This window comes from Vibrio sp. FE10, assembly GCF_030297155.1.
In the GTDB taxonomy this organism is placed as follows: domain Bacteria; phylum Pseudomonadota; class Gammaproteobacteria; order Enterobacterales; family Vibrionaceae; genus Vibrio; species Vibrio apostichopi.
The window spans coordinates 615,114-631,431 of the sequence record NZ_AP028068.1 but is presented as its reverse complement, the minus strand read 5'-3'; the positions used below and the strand labels follow the sequence as shown (position 1 = coordinate 631,431).

The window sequence follows — 16,318 nt, the reverse complement described above, 5'->3', positions numbered from 1 at the left end:
TGATGAAAGAAAGGCAAGATATTAAGTTATCTTGCCTTTCTTTTTTGTGGCTGGTTAAAATTGATTTAGCTGATGATGTTAGGCACAAACACTAACGAAGCAGCGCGTGTCGTAGTGGCGTTTTTTCGATACCAGTGACCAACATAAAGCTCAGGATAAAGGTGCCGAAGAAGACGGTGATATCTTTACCGAGCTCCGTGATACCCAAGACTCCGCAAACATTGAACAGCACGATAATGATCAGCAGATGGCAAACGTAGATACCTAGCATGCGATTCGAGATAGAACGAACCCACGCGTAATCACCGATGTTTGGATTAGCCAGAAGCCACATAAACACGCCCATTCCCCATAGAGCAGTACCGAACAAGAAATCATTCATGTTGAATGCGATGTCAAACGTGGTTAGCCATGCTGCCTCAGCAAAGTGAATGAACATGCCTAGTGCTAATAATCCCAATGCCTTGGCTGATGATACTTTCCATTGATGCTGACGAATCAGGAAGCCCAAGGTCACCATTAACGTACTAAAGAACGGGCCGTTACGGGTGAAGAATGGCGCGCTGAGGTCGGTTAAGCTCGCATAGCTGCCCGCCAACACACCATACACGTAAAGCAGAATAGCCGTTGGCAATAGCAGTTTGTCGAGTTTCATCTCAACCATTAAGGCGATGATCAAAACTGCACACACAAGGGCAGGAATAAACCATAAGTGAACCAGCCCACCCTCTAAGAAAGAGTTGAGCGGGGTGTTCATTAAAAAGCCCCAGTAGCCTTGGCGTTCGCCTAAGTAACCCAATTCTTCAACCTTAGCGAGATTAAATGGCATGACTAGGCAGATGACGCTCCATACCAACCAAACTTTGAGTAGTGGTTTGGAGTAGTTGATGAAGGTTGTCCAAGGCGACGCTGTGAGCTTAGGTTGGATCAGATAGCCGGAAATAAGGAAGAACAGAGGCACAGCGAAGCGAGCGGCTTGGTTAAGCACATAACCAATCCATGGCACTTCATCGATTTGCCAATAAGTAAGTGCCATCTGGCCGTGTAAGCCAATGATCGCCAAGATAGCAACCACTCGACCTAACTCGATACTGGCGATGCGCTGTGAAGGCGTATGTTGAACGGAAGACATATCAGATCTCTAAGAAAAATTTCGTAAAATCTAACAGTCTTTATGTGGAATCAGTTAGTCCTAAATCAAAGCTGGAGGCCTTTGATTTAAGGCTTATATTGATTTTTTGAAGCCTGTCGCAGCTATATTAAATCCATTGCAGTTAATGCAAATATGCCAAGCGTACAAGTGATAAGCGAAACGACAGTGGTTAGCGCGATAATATTGGCGGCCAATGTGGAGTTCCCACCCATCGCACGCGCCATAACATAGCTTGCAGCTGCGGTTGGCGCTGCGCTCATCAAGAAAATAAGACCAAGATCTAAGCCTCTAAAACCGAAGAACAGGGCAGCCAGAGTGATCAGTAGCGGAGCCAAAACCAGTTTGTATCCCGTAGAGAACCAAGTTGGGCCTTTATCTTTTTTCAGAGAGCGTATATCAAGCGACCCTCCAGTACATAGCAGGGCTAATGGTAACGTCATATTGGCAAAATACTGCCCTGCATCTGTCACCATTTTCGGTACTGGAATCGATAGTAAGTAGAACAAGACACCCATAGCGATCGAGATAATAAGAGGGTTTTTGGTGAGCGTTTTAACAATCACTTGAATGGCTTTTTCACCCGACTCTTGACCTTTTGGGGTGAGCGCGATAACTGCCTGAATGTTATAGAGAACAGTCAGCGATGCGACATAAAGAGCAGCGAGCGCGACACCATCGTTGCCGTATATATTGGCAACATAAGCAAGCCCGATAATAGCAGTGTTGGCACGAAAGCCACCTTGTACGATTACGCCTTGGTCTTGAGGCTTTTTAAAGGCTATTTTGGTGCTTGCTGTGGTGAATACGAAGAAGGCAAGGTTGGCGACTAAACCAAAAATGACGAGCTTTCCACTTGCGGCAAAGTCGTGGTTAGACTGAACAATGCTCAAAAACAGCATTGCAGGCAGGGTGACTTGAAACACGACCTTGGATGCGACATCAATGAAGTTGTCATTGATTAAGCCGATTCGCTTGAGCATGACACCAAGAAACAGCATTAAACAGATGGGACCTGTCACCGAAGCCGAAAACGCAAACTGTTCCCAAAGTGTGTTCATTCTCTTTCCCTAGTTATTAAACTCAATAATCGGTTAACTCAAATTCCTTTGAATACTGTCGCATTTTTCCACAATTCTTTGATAATACAAAATGAATACCAAGGGTTAAGTAAAAAACTTGAAAAAAAGTACGAACGTGCTAAAAATAAAGCATCAGATTTATTATTGGTGAATAATGAGCAAAGGAAAGATAACCAAAGAGTATATTTTGAGCCATGCATTTGCACTTGCGAGTGAGAATGGTCTTGAGAGTTTAACGATTGGCGAATTAGCCAAGCAGTGTGGCATGTCTAAGAGTGGTTTGTTCGCGCACTTCAACTCTAAAGAGAACCTGCAACTCTCAGTACTCGAGTATTCCAACGCCATATTCACTGAAAGAGTCATCATTCCTGCGAGAGAGTTGGGTGATGGTGATATTGAAGCGAAATTGAAACAGCTGCTTGATAATTGGCTGGGCTGGAATCATTCATTCCAAGGCAGCTGCATGTTTATTGATGCTTGGAAAGATGCAGGCAGCGAAACGTCTGTGATTCAGAAGGCACTGCAGAAAACCATTTCAGTATGGATTGATTACTTGACGATTCAAGTAGCAAAAGCGGTTGAGAGCAAACAGTTCAGGGCCGATTTAGACCCTAAACAGGCCACTTTTGAGTTATATGGTCTGTATTTAAGTGCGAACTTGTTTTACTCATTGCGAGGGCAGCAAGCGAGCCACACTCATTTTTGGAGTGGTGTTGAGCGCTTGGTCGCTAGCTGGAAAGTGGTTTAACTCGTAAACCAATTAGTTCGCAAGGCATTGTATTTGTAAAGTATGTGAACTTTGCTTTAGGCAGGCTGATACAAATTTTAGAGAAGTGGCGGTAGGTTGCGATAAACTTTTATAAGCAGTAGCGCCATTTTTTATATCAACAAATAGCACGGTCGTTCGATTTTTAGGGCCGAGCTCGATCCGCCAATAAAGATGGCGATACAAGGAACGGTCATGAGTGACAAAATCTATTTTAATACATCGAACAAGTTTAGCTTCAAGCGCAGCCTAATTGGCGCGACGACGAATTTGCATTACATCCTAGCACCGAGCCATGCAAAGAAAACGGCACGTAAACTGCTGCTCACTCCTATGCGCACCGAGCAAAAAAACGCCGACCCACAAGGGCTGATCAAGAGTGAAATCGAAGGTCGTGATGGCGTTATAAAAACGTATTCTTTGGGTACAGGTCCAGTTTGGGTGCTTACCCACGGTTGGTCAGGCACCGCGAGTCAGTTCTTTCCTTTAATGGAACATATTGCCGCTAAAGGCTTTACTGCAATGGCTTATGATCACCCAGCTCATGGTGGCAGTGATGGCGTGCATGGTCATATCCCTGCATTTGTGAACGGCTTGGAAGCGATTCTAGATTCAGTTGGTGAAGTGGCAGGCTTGGTGGGTCACAGCATGGGTACCGCTTCTGCGTTGGAATGTAAGCACGTTAAATTAGAAAACAAACCTTTGTTGCTGATTGCACCTGTGTTGGATTATTTAGAAAACTTGTTCGGTAGCGTTGCTCGTTCTGGTTACTCCATGAAGTTGTTTGAGGCTGTGGTTGGTGAAGTGGAAGAGCAGTTCAACTACCCAATTCAGTCTGTCGATCCTTATGGAAAGCTAGCGCTTCGTGAGGCTCAAACGATCATTGTTCATGATGAGCAAGACAAGTTTACTAAGTTTGATGTGTCTCAGCGTGCAGCTAATGAAATGGGTCGAGTTACCTTGATTGCGACTCAAGGCCAAGGCCACGGGCGAGTGATGAAGTGCCCACAAGTATTCGAGAGCTTTGATAACTTAATTGGCTAAACCCAACCCAACGAGCGGACTTAAAAAGATCGCCAGTAAAAAGGTCGTAAGTTAACAGACCAGAAAGCGTAAATAAAAAGGCCAACCAGACATTCTCTGGTTGGCCTTTGTTTTAGGGAATTAGTTGATGCTTAGTCAGTATTTAACTAAGCACTATTTTTGTTAGCAGCTTGCAGGACCGATCTCTTTCCACACACCCCATTGGCCTGTCGTTGTTGGATCTTCACCTGTTGTCCACCATTTCGCTTCCCAAACCTTACCGCCTTGAGTCACTTGGTCGCCGCCAGTGTAGACCGTACTTGAATCCCAAGCGTTAGTACATGTACCGCCGCCTGTGGTTTTCTTAAGAACTTTCACTGATGCAGCAGCGACTGATGTATCTGTACCATCACTCACTGTTACTGAGAAGTTCAGTACCGTGTCTTGCGTGTATTCCGCCGCGACAAAGCTTACTGAAGCGCCTTGTACTGTTGCGTTAATACCTGCTGGTACATCCCATGTGAAGGTGAGTGTGTCTTGGTCTGCATCACTAGAAGCCGAAGCGTCAACCACTACTACATCACCCGCATTCACTTCAGAAGGCGCGGTAACTACTGCTACTGGAGCGGTATTAACTGGACCTGTGTCTTTAGGGTTTACCGTTACCACAACGGTGTCAGCGGATGTAGCGCCTTCGTTGTCAGTCACGGTTAGGCTAAAGGTCAGTGTCTCTTGCTGTGCCACTTCAACAACATCGAAACTCGCAACAGCCGCATTCGCGTTGGCCAGCGTTACTGCTGTTCCGCTTACTTGTGACCAAGCGTAGCTAGCAATGGTGCCGTCGCTGTCTTTTGAAGCGCTGCCGTCTAGAGAAACAGAAGCTGGGCCTTCAACCGATTGGTCGGCACCCGCAGCTGCCGTTGGTTTACGGTTTACAGGATCGGTCGTACCACCTGCTAGACCTTCATGCATTGCATTCAGGATATCGCCGTTATCTGCATCAATTTCCCAAGAGAATAGACCCGCAAGGCCAAGGCTACGAACGTATGCGCCTTTTGCTTTTACTGAGCGGTCATCATCAAATGTAATCAACTTGCCTGAAGTGCGGTTCCAAACGTAAGGCGCTTCTGCCATTTCGTCGTAGCCATATTCAAAGCCGTTGATACCTTGGTTGTTTGCACCAAGCATGTTCGCCTTAATGCCTTTGTAATCGATAACGCCATCTTCCCATACACCTTGTGCAGAGCTACCGGTCAGTTTGCCATTACCCACGCCTGTCATTGGATCGCTTGGATCTGAAAGTGATGATGGTAATACGCCTTCCCAACCACGACCATACATCGCTGTACCAACAACAAGTTTGTTCGCTGGAACACCTTGCTCAAGCAGCAATTGGATGCCGTTGTCTGTGGTGTAAGCAGGGCCAGTGTACTGTTCGCCATTTTCATCAAGGCCTGTGCCATCACATTGACCAGGGCGCATGAAGTTACCGCAGTTTAGTGCTGTTTGGTGACCTAACACGTTGTTCCAACCGCCGTAGAAGTCGTAAGTCATTGCGAAGATGTAATCCATGTATTGGATAGCATCGCCGTAGTTCACGTCTTCAATCTTATCGTGACCAACACCGATCGCTGATGTTAGCTCGTAAGTACGGCCGTTCTCAGCTTCTAGCTCATCTAGCATCACGCGTAGTTCTGCCATCAATGCAATGTAAGCAGGGCCATCGTTCACAGGGTCACCAAGATCGGGAGCAGCACCGCCTCCACCAGGGAATTCCCAATCGATATCCACACCGTCGTAGAATTTCCATGTGTTGAGGAATTTCTTAACCGATGCAACGAACGTGTCGCGGTTCGCTTTTGTAGTGAAATCGAAGAACGGGTCAGACAGTGTCCAACCACCAATCGATGGGATGATTTTTAGGTCTGGATTGCGCTGTTTTAGCGCCATCATCATTGCATAATTACCCTTGATAGGTGAGCTGTATTCGTGACCAGCTTGAGGGAAACTCTTCTGGAAAGCTGCCCAAGGGTCATGAATCACTACTTCGTAATCGTTAACACCCTGACAAGCTGTCATGAGTGCGTTGTAGCTGTTGCCGCCTACTGATTTTACTGATTCATTAGGACCACAAATTGGGATGAAGCCATAAAGGATATGGGTCAAGTTGTCAGCGGGTAGGTTATCAACTGTGTAATCACGACCGTAAATACCCCACTCAACAAAGTAAGTACCTACTACCGTGTTTGGGTCTGTGTTGTATGACTTGTTGTTTGGATCCACGTTCATCGCAAGTGGTGCTAAGTGTGAGCCATCGGTATCGGCGATGGTGATCTGAGCGGGTGCACTTATGCTACAGCCTGTTTCATCACACGCTTCGATTTTCATTTCGAACAAGCCGCCTTGACCGTATTCGAATGAAGCCGTGGTTTGGCTGCCAGTGATTGGGCCTGTGGCCACTTTAACGCCATCAAAGTAGATGTTGTAAGTGTTTCCTGACGTTCCGCTCCATTGGTTGAATTTAACGTCGACCTTTGCTTTGTCGTGATATTTAACCATCTGGTTGTAGCCAGAGGTGGTTTCCATCGCGAGTTCAATTTTAGAAAACTGCAGGTTGTTGGAACCGTACATGTCGATGCTAGGTGCTGTTGGTGCAGCTAATGCTGTACCTGATAGCGCTAGAGCAATGCTTGCCGCACAGGTATTAATACGAATCATACTATTTCTCTCATTCCTTGAAGGTTACGAGAACCAAATGGCCCCATAAACGGCTCCAATCAGTTTTGAAGGAGCTTCCCTGTCAGTATTCGAGAGAGTTTTAATTTCATAACTGAAAATAAATCCGTTTTCGATGGACAGCTAAAAAATTGTATCTTGTTACAATTCTGTTGCTTAATGAATGAGAGGCTGAGTCCATGTTTTATAAAATAAAACCGTCTTCAGAATGAAAATCTCATAAGTGAAATTACGCGACATGAAGTTATGAAAAGATGCGACAAACGATAAGAAAATATCGTCATTTGAAGGAGAGTCACAGAGTTGGATGTATCGAACTGGAATAGGTTTTACGTGAAAGACAGTGCTTGTTCTAAAAATGAAGGGGTTTATCGTTTGAATTGTTCCGCTAATGAAGCGCGTCGTTGCTGCATAACACTGTGGGTATCACCCGCGGCGGTGTCTTCATAGCCCTCTTTAATGAACTGTTGTGAAGGGACGCTTGGAACGAGTCGTTTTAAACGAGGGGAGTCGTAGGTGCCGCTTATCGTATAAACCGTTGCCCCAGATCCTGTATTGATCGTGACAACTTTGCCATCAAAATCAAACGAAGTACTGATGAAGCGATGGTTCATCATCACGCCATTGTCGGAAAGAGTCAGGATGTCAGTTTTGTAAGGTGGAGCGCCAATCTCTATCCATGTGCCGTGGACATTACTTGGGCTGACGGATTGTTGGTGAGTTTGATAGGCTAAATACCCTGCAGTGAGAGCAATGATAGCGGCAACCAATAGAAAAAGGTAACGTAACGAGTTGGCAAATAGATCTGCTATTTTAGTGCTCTTTTTCGCCATGTTCTCGTCATTTCCTCACTCATACTGCCTTAAATACTATAAATTAAAACCTTAGTTTGCAAAGGTAGTTGCGAGAGTTAGAAGCAGGATCGAATGTTCTAGATAAATGGGTTGCTTTGGCTAATTTTAAGTTTTTCTGATGGCATTCGTTCAGTCAATGCATCTCTATTGTAGAAAAGACTTAAGCTATGCGTATTTATTTCTTGTAGGAATGTCGTGAATTGGTTAAAACAATTATCACGTGAATTTACGCATAGGCTGATTCATTGAAGCCCAATAATTGCAATTTGAAGATAACAAGGAAGTACAATGATTAAAGAGAATACATACTTTGATGGTGGCGTTAAGTCGTTAGCGTTTAACCAGTCTGGTGCAGATGTGAGTGTTGGTGTGATGGCTGCTGGCGAATACACATTCGGTACCGCAGCTCCGGAAAAGATGACCGTTGTAAAAGGCGCTCTGATTGTAAAGCGTGTTGGCGATGATGATTGGACAACATACCAATCTGGTGAGTCTTTTGACGTTGCGGGCGATTCTTCTTTCGACCTACAAGTAAAAGAAGCAACGGCTTACTTGTGTGAGTACTTATAAGAAACTGGATTTTAGTTTCGATTAATAAGAAAAAACCACGCTCTAGGAGCGTGGTTAAATAAGTGATAGGTAACCCGGCAGTGGATAGTGTCACTTGTTTTACAGTCATCAAATGGACGACCAAAATTCGTTGTTCGTTGCAAAATCTCTTCAATATCTTGCTCAAAGCTCAAAGCTCAAAGCTCAAAGCTCAAAGCTCAAAGCTCAAAATCGAGACATCGTAAATCAGTAAGTCTCAAAAACACCGTTGTTGTAATCCTGTATAGTCTGTTCAATCTCTTCCATCGAGTTCATGACAAACGGACCATAGTGCACAACCGGTTCATTAATCGGTTGACCAGAAAAAATCAGCACACCTGAATCTTCTAGGCTTTCCAAAGACAATAATTCAGCTTTTGTTAGTAGGGCCAGTTGACCTTGGTTGATGACTTTGTCGCCGATCTGAATCGTGCCTCGGTAAACATAAGCCATAGCATTATGGTTAACATCAGTCCCTAACGTCACTTTTTGCCCTGAACTTGCTCGCCAATCCGCAACACTTAATGGCACACCTGTCGTTTGTAATGGACCTTGTGCTTGTATAGCGTCTGCGTCAGCTTGGCTATGCAGTTCAAGCCCACCGGAAATCACTCTCAGTAAACCGATTTGTTCGTTTTGATGTTCTGCAATGCTTTCACTTTGGAAGTCATGGTATTGCTCTGGCTGCATTTTGTGTGTTGCAGGCTGGTTTATCCAAATCTGAAAACCGTGCAATGCGCCTTCTTCCATCATCGGCATTTCACTGTGAATCACACCACGACCCGCGGCCATCCACTGTGCGCCACCGCTACGAAGTTCACCGACATTACCCATGTGGTCCTTGTGTTGGAAGTGACCTTTAAGCATGTAAGTGAGCGTTTCTATCCCACGGTGAGGGTGAGGAGGAAAGCCACCAACGTAGTCTTTGCTTTCATCCGATTTAAGTTCGTCGACCATCAAAAATGGAGAGAAACGCGTGTTATTGAAACCAGCGAGTCTCTGGATTTTGACGCCATCACCATCGGAGGTGGCATGTGCTGCAATCACATGATCTACTGCTCTTACATTCGTCATTTTGAAACCCTCATAAACTTGAATAGCTGTAGTTTATGTAATTTGATTTCAAAAGAAGATGGCATAGTGTTGAGTGACTTATTCGAAAATCTTGAACAGGTAAGAAAATGAAATTATGTCTATACTTGAATATAGAATAGACCGCCAAGGAGGCCGCTATGGCAGTTCAGCAAAAACATGGCGAAAGGCACGGTCGGATGGGCTTTGATAACGACTTTACAACGGAGCAAAGCCAACGTTTTACCGAGGTTGCGAATAGCGCTGTTAAACGTCGCGTGAAAAAACGTGAGATTGAAGCCCCGTTTCTCCAGTCGGCTAAGCAAGCCGCTTTTAAAACGGTAGTGAGACCTAGAGGCAATAACCCAAACCGAACACGACAAGTCGTATGGATCATTGTGATCGGGTTAGTGAGCCTTTGGCTTATGTATATGGCTGGTTAGTACGCTTAATTGTAAGCGATATTAGGTGTAAGCGATATTAATGGCTAGCTAGCGTTGACGCGTTTTTAGCAGCGTAACATTGTTTCCTTCCACCTTCGCTTCAAGACAGCCTTCAAGTTCAGATGCATCAGACTCTGAGCAGGTGAGGTTCGTTGGTAATTCTTCTATCAAGGTTGATACTGGGTTGTCGTGATAATAAGCGTATCGGTTTTTCCCTGAGTGTTTCGCCACATACATCGCTTTATCGGCGCATCTTGTTAACTCATGTAATTCCGTCGCATCTTGCGGATACAAAGAAACCCCAACACTGAGTGTCAGTTCTTTGATTCTTTCGTTAGTCTGGCAGCCGCTCTCAAACAAACCACATATTCTATCGAGAATACCGTCGAGGTCTTTTCGAGTTGGAATGTCATAGAGCATCAGAACGAACTCATCCCCAGCAAAGCGTGCGATGGAATAATCGTATTCGTGATTCTTTCGATCTCGTGTTCGAATATTGTTGCTCAAGCGATTGGCAAAATGTTGCAAGACGCTGTCGCCCACATCGTGCCCATAGCTGTCGTTGATACTTTTAAAATCATCGATATCCAGAAACACCAAGGCGGTGAGGGATCGTTTGCTATCCACTGTTGCTAACTTCTCGACCGCCCAGCGCTCAAAGCTCCAACGATTGGCCAAGCCGGTGAGTTGGTCTCGATAGGCCAGATCTTCAATGCCTTCTTTATAGAGGCGTTGGATATAGCTAACGGCTTTTGTGTAGTAATAGGCCGATGTGTGACACACCAAACTCATGGTAAACAGACTAAGAATAAATCGGTGTGTACTGTTAAATGGCAAAGAAAAGTTATTGGGCATTGCCGTAATCAGGGTGCTGATAAACAAACAAAATGAGGTGCTAAAGATGATTCCAATTCTGAAGTCGTTGATAAAAATCACCGCTGCCAGAATAGGGTAGAGCCAAAGGATTCGGTCGGGAATGGCGTGACTGTACAAAAATAGGATGACCCCTTGAACCAACAGCACACCACTCAGGATTAATTCTGAATACTCAGGGTTAACGACTTTCCTTACATAAAATGCATTAGAGATAGCGATAAGTGCAAAACACAGTTCGAAAACCGACAGCGTGTAATGTTGGCCTTGGAAATAAGCCCAAGTGTAAAAAATGAATAGCGCCGCGGCAGTCAGTGAAAAGGAGTGAACAATTTTTTGCTTGCGGGTGGATCGTATGTCCGCCATTTCTTCTAGGTGTCTGCCGACGAGCCTTTTCATGTGATTTGTGCCAAAGATTTTGATAATGGTATTAATAGTAGATTAAATAATAAGCTACGCAGAGACTTAGATAACTATTTAGTGTGACTGTAATCAATGTTTCATATGAAAGAATAATCAAATCATTATAAATAGTGATGTACATCACCGACGGTGCAGGGTGTCTCTAGAGCATGGTATTCAAAGATCAGGTGGGTAGAGGCGATTTGATTATTATGTACTTGCTTTCCAATGATTTACTCAACATAGTTTGTAGATAGCTAAATGTTTGTAGATACCTAAATTCGATAGAGGCTCATTATGTTAATTACTTTTAGTTGCAAGGCTCATGCTAGCGTCACGATGTTTGGTGAGGTCGGTCTTCAGTTTATTAAGATGCTTGGACATAGTGGCACGATCCCAGGAGCAATTGACGCCCCTGACGTTCCTCAAGCTCTGGATAATTTACGTACTGCGATCGCTTCAGAGCAGAGCAAACCCGTAGAGCAGGAGAATACGGATGACGATAATGATGAAGAGGTCGTTGAAGCGCCTGTCAATATAGGCAGCCGAGCTTTCCCGTTGGTTGAACTATTGAAAGCAGCCATCAAAGATGAGTGCGAAGTGATGTGGGAAGATGGCAGCGGCAAGCGTTTGTAGGCTGATTTAATGGCTTAAGTTTCGTTACTTAAGCTCCATTTTCTTAGTTCAATTATCTAAGACGAATTACCTAAGCTCCATTATTCAAGATGAACTGTTCGGGCTCTGTTTGATGGAGCCTGTTTGTTAAAGCCAGTACCGGTCATGCTGATCAAATGTGATAGCAATGGTTCGAGACTGGCTTTGTTGTTTCTATCTTCTAGCTGGCTTTATTGAAGCGTATAGATTGTAGTTTCTTCTCAGAACCATCGATGTACGCGTAGCTGTCGATAATCCATAACTTATCACTCACCATCGCCAATTCTAGGCGAACATCAGCACTGTTCACGTCTTGGTAAATGATGTCTTGAATGTTGGTTGGGTAGAAGTTGTAACGATTCGCTTGTGGCTGATGTTCACCTGCGAAGTTAACCGTCACGTCTGTTGCATCATTCATCACATCCAGTTGGTAACCTTGTTCCACGGTATAAGAGAACTGTGCAGAGAGCTCAACGCCTTGCTGGTTTTCAATATTGATGTTGGCTTGGCTGATACTCGCCAGATTGCCCGTTGCTTGAAGGCTATCAATATTGCTGTTGGTATCAACATGGTTACGAATGGTCACGTTCCATTCGCCAATGAAGTTATTAAGCTCTTGCCAGTTTTGCTGTGTTGTTTCTGTATTAGCAGGGCTCACCACTTGCGTGTCACCGGTTTGTGCAATCGCATCGTTGCGGCTGTCATGACGGATGTTTTCACGGTTGTTCTGAAGGTCATTACTCGCACCTGCTACGCCTCCTGCTAACCCGCCAACCATCGCTCCTTGAACCGCTAAATCCGCTTCACCAGTCAGTGCGCCAAGCGTTAAACCAAGTAACGCACCACCCACAGCGCCTTGCTTAGTACTTGCGTTGGGATCGTCCTCACCAGGTGTCACACACCCTGCAAGTAATGGAAGACTGATAGCTGCGGTCAGCGAAGCTTTAGTAAACGAGTTCATAAGTTTGGCCTTAAAATGTGTACAAATAAAGAGCAGAAGACTTTATCAATACAATGTCAGGAGATAATTATGAACAGTGTTTTATTTGTTGCGAGGTGTTTCAAATGTTACGAGAAGAATCATACCGTGCGATGAAATACTCAATGTTTTTATAAGCACAAATACACATATTTTTGATAATTAAAGTAAACTGGAACAATAAGTTATATTTATAAAAATACATCGAACTAAAGGGTATTTGATGAGCCTATATTTCCGAGCTCGTAGCTACACGAGTCTAGTTAGCTCTCTTTCGTTGGCGGTTATTTCAGCGCCGAGCATTGCCGATATTTCGGCAACGCCTGTCATTGGTGGTGTATTCAGTTCTAGTGAAGTTCTGAAAAAACAGGTGCTTTCAAGTTTAAGTTACTCGGCCACGCTTACTCGCGACGCGGCACTTTTCACGATTGGCGGCGTAACATTAGATGCGTACATTCTCGCGCTGCCTTTAGATGCTAAGACGAAAGCGCGAGTGATCGCTCAGCTATCCAACCCGACTTATTCAATTCCTTTGGGTTACTTTCTCTATAGTTACTACGACCGTTACTCAGGTTTGGGGAGTGAAGATGTATTCAAAGGGTACTTGTCGACTGTTTATGATGATGAGGCGTTAAAAGGCTTTGAACATAGCCTCTATTATGTCGGTGATGAGCCGGTTTCAGAGCACAAAGAGCCAGATACATCGACTGAAGCGACAGGCCACCATGAAGGGATTCGCATTGATGAACATTTCATTGCCAACATGGTCGTTATTTACGATGCGCTGTTTGAAATCGGTGTTTGGCAAGATATGGACACCCTCCCTGATAACTACACCTATTTAACGAACAGCCCTGAAGATTTGGCAATCATCGCTCAGATTCAACCGATCATTGTCGAGTTAATCGATAAAGCAGCCTCTGGGATGGATGACGGTGATATGAAGTCAGCAATGCTTGCGATCGCTGAAGATGGCAAGCCAGAAAACGCCGACAAGCCGAACAATAAAGCGCAAGCCCTTACCATTACGCTCATCGATTTTGTACGCTTAAACTTGCTTAAAGCCTACCGCCAATTTGTGTTTAAAGAAGAACGAGTAGAAGCGCTCGATGAGTGGATGCAACAAGCGTTCAGTGACCAGCCTGATGCACTCATTCAGTTCTTAGAATCCCAACAGCACAAGCGCTTTGCGGTTCAAGTGACGGTCGATGGTTTACAGCAAGGCTTAATTGAAGGTTTAGTCGATGAGAATGCACCTTTCATTTCGGTGGCTTACCAAAATCATAAAAATCGAGCGCAATACAAACCTCAAGCTGAAGAGGTGATTGAACCTGAGCATCAACAACAGGTGCGGTTCATGGAAGTTCTATCTGAACAAACTTACCGCGATCCGCATTATTTGCCTTTCTTCAAAAATCTCTATCAAGATCATCGAGACAATATTAGCCGAGTTGGCATCTCTTCAACTCCGACAATCAGCGTTCGTAACCTACCAATAATTAAGACTGGCGCAAAAGTGTCGGGTCAAGGTGGTACTGGCATTCCTAATTTTCACTTTGTTGATCGAGAGATCGATCGTGCGTATTACTTCTTTGGTAATGATGCGCTGCAGTTGGATGTGTTGATGGCAGACAACAAGGTACAAACCATGTTTGATCGCCTTGATTATCTTAAAACGCTGAACTGCAACGCTCAATATGACTGGAATGCACACACGACTTACGACGGCCTCGTGAACCTAGGTTTGGGAGAGTCATTACGTGATTATGGTGAGAAACGCTGCGTTAAAGAGCTTCAAGAACGTGCTGAAGTCGAGGTGACACTGCGAGATAAGCGTGCAGCCTTGATTGAAGATATTGAGGCGTATCAGACTATTTCTGGTTTTGATTTCTTCACCAAGTATTCCAAGAAGGTTCAGGTGAAGCAGGCAATCACTCAGTTCGCTGAACTCGATGGAAAAGGGATGCCGGACTACACCTTGGTTTACAACCCATGGCCGGATCACTTTGCGCATTTCACTGGACCTTTTAGTGACGAGATTTTAATGCCAACCGGAGAGCTAAACCGATTGGATTACTGGATTCGTCAAATTGAAGCCACTTACCGCAGTGCAGGTGTCTACGATAAAACCCTGTGGGGTATGGCAGGCGATCACGGGTTAACACCAGTGTTCTACGCGCTTAACCCTGAGAAGCAAGTATTTGAAGGCTTACAAACAGAACTAGACTACCCAATAGTCGTTAAGAAAATATCATCAGACGAAGGTGAGGGGCCTAAAATCACCAATGCCCTAAGCTACCCAAGCTCGAAGGAGATTGATGTGGTTGTTGCCTCGACTGCTGGTGGCAACTTTATGATGGATTTCTTTAACTCAAGCCAAGGTTGGCAGGTGCAACCCATCTATCAAGAACTCAAACAATGGACACCACTTGCTTCGCCTGAAGGTGAGAGCATTGATGCGATTGCTCAAATCGTGCAACGCTTACCGGAAAGCCTTGATTATATGGTGGTAAGAGAGAGTGCTTGTGACCAACAAAATTGTGCGGTTCGCGTAATTGGTAATCGTGATTTAAAGCGAGTCGATGAATTGATCACACGCAAGGGCGACAAGCTTTTCTATGAGTCTTTGGATGCCAATCGACCTCCAATTTTGCTCAATACACAAACGCTCAATCCGTATTTGGCATCACCAAGCAAAGCTGATTTTTCAATCTACTCTCGATTGGTGGAAAAGTGCATCAACCGTGCGATCAAGGAAGATGTCACAACCTGGTGTAGCAGTGTGGAGTGGACAACGTTAACCCAACTAACTCCACGACCAGACTCCGTTAATCAATTGGCCAATATCTACCTTGAAGATAGAGCAGGCACGATTAACTTGTTCCCGAAAGCCGGAATTGGTTACAACACCAAGGTACCGGGCCGTCATGCTGGTGAAGACTATTTAGAGAAAGATGCATTTCTAGGGTTCTGGGGATCGCCAATTGGCGAAAACTCTCAACCACTGAAAATCGAAGCCAACGGTTCGTTAGCGCCTACGCTGTTTGAATATTTGACCGGAGAACCTGTGGTCGCAGGTGAGAATGGTTGGGGTTTTCCGTCGTTGCTGAATAAGTTGGATGTGTCAGCCGAGCGTTAGTGATTTAGCTCTCTACCTAATTATCTGTGTATGCGTGGTCATTTAGATTGAGAGTCATCCCTACAAAATCCTCATCGCTGTCATCAATAATTTGATAGCCAAGCGATTGATAAAAACTGATGGCGCGAGTGTTACTTCTAAAGCTCGACAGAGTGACTTGGTTTCGTTGCTCTTGATGGGCTTTTTCTTGGATGAGTGACATGACTTTTTTACCAAGAGACTGATCTTGGTATTGAGGGGAAATGATCAGAAGGTGCACATGGTATGCGTTGTCGTAAGGCTTGAAGCAGACGAGTCCTACTCTTTCGTTTTTATGGTATATCCAATGAAACCAAGAGGGATGATAATCATTGATTAGGCGTTGACGTTGAAAGTCATCGTCCCAGCCGAAAATCTTATCAACATGTGTGAAAATGCCCTGTTTAACGCAATTAAATAGAGCTTCAAATTCAGAGCTTGGAACGAGTTTGAATTGTATGTTTCCGTCTTTAGTTATCACGGTGCTCGCTCCTTATCAATCTATTCGATTAAGCAAACAGTAACATATTTGGTGAAGTC

The 16,318-nt window shown here is 44.6% G+C and carries 14 protein-coding genes; 6 read left to right on the top strand and 8 right to left on the bottom strand.

Annotated elements, in window-relative coordinates:
• Positions 1 to 91: 91 nt before the first annotated feature.
• Entirely contained in the window at positions 92 to 1,132 is a 1,041-nt protein-coding gene (locus QUF19_RS19835; RefSeq protein ID WP_286302565.1) for an acyltransferase, read from the bottom strand.
• Between the two features lie 122 nt (positions 1,133 to 1,254).
• Positions 1,255 to 2,211 (bottom strand): AEC family transporter, encoded by a 957-nt coding sequence (locus tag QUF19_RS19830; protein ID WP_286302562.1) that lies wholly within the window; start codon positions 2,209 to 2,211, stop codon positions 1,255 to 1,257.
• Positions 2,212 to 2,386: 175 nt separating this feature from the next.
• On the opposite strand from QUF19_RS19830, the gene QUF19_RS19825 reads away from it, so the two are divergent.
• Both QUF19_RS19825 and QUF19_RS19820 read left to right on the top strand, forming a co-directional pair.
• Positions 2,387 to 2,980: a TetR/AcrR family transcriptional regulator gene (locus tag QUF19_RS19825; RefSeq protein WP_286302560.1), complete on the top strand. Its 594-nt coding sequence runs from the start codon at positions 2,387 to 2,389 to the stop codon at positions 2,978 to 2,980.
• 213 nt (positions 2,981 to 3,193) lie between these two features.
• Entirely contained in the window at positions 3,194 to 4,042 is an 849-nt protein-coding gene (locus QUF19_RS19820; protein ID WP_286302558.1) for an alpha/beta hydrolase, read from the top strand.
• A gap of 162 nt (positions 4,043 to 4,204) precedes the next feature.
• On the opposite strand, the gene QUF19_RS19815 is transcribed toward QUF19_RS19820, so the two are convergent.
• Together QUF19_RS19815 and QUF19_RS19810 are read right to left on the bottom strand one after the other, a co-directional pair.
• Positions 4,205 to 6,739: a glycosyl hydrolase family 18 protein gene (locus tag QUF19_RS19815; protein ID WP_286302556.1), complete on the bottom strand. Its 2,535-nt coding sequence runs from the start codon at positions 6,737 to 6,739 to the stop codon at positions 4,205 to 4,207.
• Positions 6,740 to 7,125: 386 nt separating this feature from the next.
• Entirely contained in the window at positions 7,126 to 7,590 is a 465-nt protein-coding gene (locus QUF19_RS19810) for a DUF2850 domain-containing protein (protein ID WP_102437361.1), read from the bottom strand.
• A gap of 309 nt (positions 7,591 to 7,899) precedes the next feature.
• Between QUF19_RS19810 and ppnP the strand changes: the two genes are divergently transcribed.
• A complete protein-coding gene (gene ppnP / locus QUF19_RS19805; protein WP_017111355.1) occupies positions 7,900 to 8,181 on the top strand; it encodes a pyrimidine/purine nucleoside phosphorylase in 282 nt (93 codons plus the stop codon).
• A 225-nt stretch (positions 8,182 to 8,406) separates the two neighbouring features.
• On the opposite strand, the gene QUF19_RS19800 is transcribed toward ppnP, so the two are convergent.
• Positions 8,407 to 9,273 (bottom strand): pirin family protein, encoded by an 867-nt coding sequence (locus QUF19_RS19800; RefSeq protein WP_286302552.1) that lies wholly within the window; start codon positions 9,271 to 9,273, stop codon positions 8,407 to 8,409.
• Between the two features lie 158 nt (positions 9,274 to 9,431).
• On the opposite strand from QUF19_RS19800, the gene QUF19_RS19795 reads away from it, so the two are divergent.
• Positions 9,432 to 9,713, top strand: a complete 282-nt coding sequence (locus QUF19_RS19795) for a hypothetical protein (protein WP_029225699.1) — start codon at positions 9,432 to 9,434, stop codon at positions 9,711 to 9,713.
• A 48-nt stretch (positions 9,714 to 9,761) separates the two neighbouring features.
• Here the strand turns inward: QUF19_RS19795 and QUF19_RS19790 are convergent, their stop codons facing one another.
• Entirely contained in the window at positions 9,762 to 10,952 is a 1,191-nt protein-coding gene (locus QUF19_RS19790; RefSeq protein WP_286303274.1) for a GGDEF domain-containing protein, read from the bottom strand.
• 333 nt (positions 10,953 to 11,285) lie between these two features.
• Here QUF19_RS19790 and QUF19_RS19785 point away from each other — a divergent pair, with 333 nt between their 5' ends.
• Complete coding sequence (locus tag QUF19_RS19785) at positions 11,286 to 11,624, top strand: DUF1840 domain-containing protein (protein WP_286302546.1); 339 nt, start codon at positions 11,286 to 11,288, stop codon at positions 11,622 to 11,624.
• A gap of 199 nt (positions 11,625 to 11,823) precedes the next feature.
• On the opposite strand, the gene QUF19_RS19780 is transcribed toward QUF19_RS19785, so the two are convergent.
• A complete protein-coding gene (locus QUF19_RS19780) occupies positions 11,824 to 12,603 on the bottom strand; it encodes a YMGG-like glycine zipper-containing protein (RefSeq protein ID WP_286302545.1) in 780 nt (259 codons plus the stop codon).
• A 241-nt stretch (positions 12,604 to 12,844) separates the two neighbouring features.
• On the opposite strand from QUF19_RS19780, the gene QUF19_RS19775 reads away from it, so the two are divergent.
• On the top strand, positions 12,845 to 15,760 hold the full coding sequence (locus QUF19_RS19775) for an alkaline phosphatase family protein (protein ID WP_286302543.1): 2,916 nt from the start codon (positions 12,845 to 12,847) through the stop codon (positions 15,758 to 15,760).
• Positions 15,761 to 15,776: 16 nt separating this feature from the next.
• Here QUF19_RS19775 and QUF19_RS19770 read toward each other — a convergent pair whose 3' ends face one another.
• A complete protein-coding gene (locus tag QUF19_RS19770) occupies positions 15,777 to 16,259 on the bottom strand; it encodes a GNAT family N-acetyltransferase (RefSeq protein WP_434784929.1) in 483 nt (160 codons plus the stop codon).
• Positions 16,260 to 16,318: the final 59 nt, after the last annotated feature.

Excerpts from the sequence above, each read along its gene's own strand:
- QUF19_RS19810 (WP_102437361.1), bottom strand. The coding sequence starts at position 7,590 with ATGGCGAAAAAGAGCACTAAAATAGCAGATCTATTTGCCAACTCGTTA.
- QUF19_RS19795 (WP_029225699.1), top strand. The coding sequence starts at position 9,432 with ATGGCAGTTCAGCAAAAACATGGCGAAAGGCACGGTCGGATGGGCTTT.
- QUF19_RS19825 (WP_286302560.1), top strand. The coding sequence starts at position 2,387 with ATGAGCAAAGGAAAGATAACCAAAGAGTATATTTTGAGCCATGCATTT.
- QUF19_RS19835 (WP_286302565.1), bottom strand. The coding sequence starts at position 1,132 with ATGTCTTCCGTTCAACATACGCCTTCACAGCGCATCGCCAGTATCGAG.
- QUF19_RS19820 (WP_286302558.1), top strand. The coding sequence starts at position 3,194 with ATGAGTGACAAAATCTATTTTAATACATCGAACAAGTTTAGCTTCAAG.
- QUF19_RS19830 (WP_286302562.1), bottom strand. The coding sequence starts at position 2,211 with ATGAACACACTTTGGGAACAGTTTGCGTTTTCGGCTTCGGTGACAGGT.
- QUF19_RS19790 (WP_286303274.1), bottom strand. The coding sequence starts at position 10,952 with ATGGCGGACATACGATCCACCCGCAAGCAAAAAATTGTTCACTCCTTT.
- QUF19_RS19800 (WP_286302552.1), bottom strand. The coding sequence starts at position 9,273 with ATGACGAATGTAAGAGCAGTAGATCATGTGATTGCAGCACATGCCACC.
- QUF19_RS19780 (WP_286302545.1), bottom strand. The coding sequence starts at position 12,603 with ATGAACTCGTTTACTAAAGCTTCGCTGACCGCAGCTATCAGTCTTCCA.
- QUF19_RS19785 (WP_286302546.1), top strand. The coding sequence starts at position 11,286 with ATGTTAATTACTTTTAGTTGCAAGGCTCATGCTAGCGTCACGATGTTT.
- QUF19_RS19815 (WP_286302556.1), bottom strand. The coding sequence starts at position 6,739 with ATGATTCGTATTAATACCTGTGCGGCAAGCATTGCTCTAGCGCTATCA.
- ppnP (WP_017111355.1), top strand. The coding sequence starts at position 7,900 with ATGATTAAAGAGAATACATACTTTGATGGTGGCGTTAAGTCGTTAGCG.
- QUF19_RS19775 (WP_286302543.1), top strand. The coding sequence starts at position 12,845 with ATGAGCCTATATTTCCGAGCTCGTAGCTACACGAGTCTAGTTAGCTCT.